Annotated in this window: 2 protein-coding genes; both read left to right on the forward strand. The window is 62.8% G+C overall.

Annotated features, from left to right (window positions below; all coding sequences use genetic code 11):
• Window positions 1–516: 516 nt before the first annotated feature.
• Window positions 517–1,185 (forward strand): haloacid dehalogenase type II, encoded by a 669-nt coding sequence (locus tag BFQ01_RS04775; protein WP_065924408.1) that lies wholly within the window; start codon window positions 517–519, stop codon window positions 1,183–1,185.
• Window positions 1,186–1,208: 23 nt separating this feature from the next.
• Window positions 1,209–2,483, forward strand: a complete 1,275-nt coding sequence (locus BFQ01_RS04780) for an NAD(P)/FAD-dependent oxidoreductase (protein ID WP_065924409.1) — start codon at window positions 1,209–1,211, stop codon at window positions 2,481–2,483.
• Window positions 2,484–2,681: the final 198 nt, after the last annotated feature.

Here is a 2,681-nt window from a genome sequence, read left to right on the forward strand (position 1 = left end):
GGCCCATGACGGCGGCCCACGGATTCAAGCCTGCGTTCGGGCATACCGAGCCTAGGCGAGGTACCGAGTGGTGGGGCAAGAGCCCTTTGGTTACTTTGGGGCTTTTCCAAAGTGACCCGCCGTAAGGGCGGAACCAATAGCCGCCGTTACCGCAGCAACGGATATGTACTCGCTCAAAGCCAACGACATGGTCGGCCCGAAGGCCGCCACGGAACCAAGCTCCCTCCCACCGTTCAACCCGCCACACTTTCTGCCGCCCCCACCCCCGTGCTTAAGCCTCTGCACCCCCAAAAGCCCCCTAAAAGCGCACAAACACTGGCCCTGCCCAAGCCTGGCGCGCACCGCAAAGTCTGCTGAGCCCGGCCACCAAAACGGTGGTTTGTATTGAGCGCAGGTCGTTTTAGACGGCATATGCTGATTTCACAGTGGTGTAATGAACCTGTGCTGCAACGAGGCCGACGCGCCGCCAGGGCAGCGAACGCTTGTCACACTCAACGAACTCCAGGACCGCACTCAATGAGCTTTCTTCGTCCCAAATTCATTACGTTCGACTGCTACGGTACGCTGACCAACTTCCATATGGGCACCATGACCCGCGAGCTGTTTGCCGATCGCATCAAGCCCGAGCAGATGGACCAGTTCGTCAAGGATTTCTCGGCCTACCGCCTCGATCAGGTCATGGGCGACTGGCGCCCCTACGATGAAATCCTCAAGACCGCCCTGGCCCGTACCTGCAAACGCTGGGGTATCGACTATCGCGAGGAAGGCCAGCTGTATTACGACGCCGTGCCGACCTGGGGCCCCCATGCAGACGTGCCGGCCGGGCTGTCGAAAATTGCCGACAAGATTCCCCTGGTGATCTTCTCCAATGCCAGCGACAGCCAGATCATGTCCAACGTCGACAAGCTCGGCGCGCCGTTCCACAAGGTGTTCACCGCCGAGCAGGCCCAGGCCTACAAGCCGCGCCTGGCCGCGTTTGAATTCATGCTCGACAACCTCGGCTGCGGCCCGGAAGACATCTTGCATGTGTCGTCCAGCTTCCGTTACGACCTGATGCCGGCCCATGACATGAAGATCAAAAACAAAGCCTTCGTTGCCCGTGGCCACGAAGTGCCGGGCAACGCGTTCTACGGTTACCAGCAGATCACCGATATCGGTGGGCTGCCGGCGCTGGTCGGTCTGTAACCGCACACCTCTGAGGGCAAGACATGGGCAGTGAATCCTATTGGCTCGACACCGCACCGGCGTTTACCGGTGCCCGGCTGGGCGGCTTGCCCAAGCAGGTCGATGTGGCTGTGGTCGGCGCTGGGTTCACCGGCCTGGCGGCAGCACGGGCGTTGGCGCTCAAGGGCGCCAGTGTGGTGGTGCTCGACGCCGGGCGGGTGATCGGCGAGGCCTCGGGGCGCAACGGTGGGCAGTGCAACACCGGGGTGGCCCAGGATTACGCCGGGCTGCACGCCAGCCTCGGTGCCGCCAAGGCACGCGCCTATTACCAGGCCTATGAAAGTGCCGTGCAGACGGTGGTGTCACTGGTCGAGCAGGAAGGCATTGCCTGCGACCTGGTGCGCAACGGCAAGCTCAAGCTGGCGGCCAAGCCGATGCACTACGAAGGCCTGGCCCGCACCTGCGAGCTGATCCGCCAGGAGGTGGATGCCGAGGTCGAGCTGCTCAGTGCCGAACAGACCCGTGCTGAAGTCCATTCGGCGCAGTTTCATGGCGGCCTGCTGCAGCGCAACGGCGTGCAGATGCATGTCGGCCGCTTCGGGGTCGGCTTGGCCGAAGCGGCGGCGCGGCGTGGTGCGATGATCTACGAGCACACCCCCGTCAAGGATTGGAAGGCCCAGGCCGGCGGCTACCAGGTCAACACCGCCAAGGGTTCACTGCACGCCGGGCAAGTCCTGCTGGCCACCGGTGCCTGCCAGCATGGCGACCTGGGTTGGTACCGCCGCAGGATTGTGCCGGTGGGCAGTTTTGTCATTGCCACCGAAGTCTTGCCCCAGACGCTGATCGACCAGTTGCTGCCGCAACATCGCGCCTATGTGACCAGCCGCATGATCGGCAACTACTTTCGCCTGACCCCGGACAACCGCCTGCTGTTTGGCGGGCGTGCGCGGTTTGCCATGTCCGACAGCGTCTCCGACGCCAAGAGCGGCAAGGTACTGCAAGCGGCGATGCTGAACATGTTCCCGCAGTTGGCGCACGTGAAGATCGACTACTGCTGGGGCGGCCTGGTGGACATGACGTCCGACCGCCTGCCCCGCGCCGGCCAGCATGGCGGCGTGTTCCACTCCATGGGCTACAGCGGCCATGGCGTGCAGATGTCGGTGCATATGGGCCAGGTGATGGCCGATGTCATGGCCGGCAATACCGCCGCCAACCCCTGGCGCGAACTGGAATGGCCGGCGATTCCCGGGCATTTCGGCAAGCCGTGGTTCCTGCCGTTCGTGGGGGCTTACTACCGCTTCCAGGACTATTTGCACTGAGTTGCCGTTGTTGCGTCACCGTCGTTTGTGTTTCCAGGACGCTCCGGACATCCGTGAGCACTCGATTCTTCCGATTATCGACAGGTAGCCTTGCTATGACTGACAACAAAAACACCCCCGAACTCATCTCCGGCCAGGACAGCCTGCGGGTGTTCGAACGTCTCAACCGTGGCATGTCGCGCCGCAACGCCCTGCAGA

The sequence above is a fragment of the Pseudomonas sp. 8 R 14 genome (assembly GCF_900005955.1).
In the GTDB taxonomy this organism is placed as follows: domain Bacteria; phylum Pseudomonadota; class Gammaproteobacteria; order Pseudomonadales; family Pseudomonadaceae; genus Aquipseudomonas; species Aquipseudomonas marginalis.

Bases quoted from the DNA above. Each gene is read 5' to 3' on its own strand.
- BFQ01_RS04775 (WP_065924408.1), top strand. From the start codon at position 517: ATGAGCTTTCTTCGTCCCAAATTCATTACGTTCGACTGCTACGGTACG.
- BFQ01_RS04780 (WP_065924409.1), top strand. From the start codon at position 1,209: ATGGGCAGTGAATCCTATTGGCTCGACACCGCACCGGCGTTTACCGGT.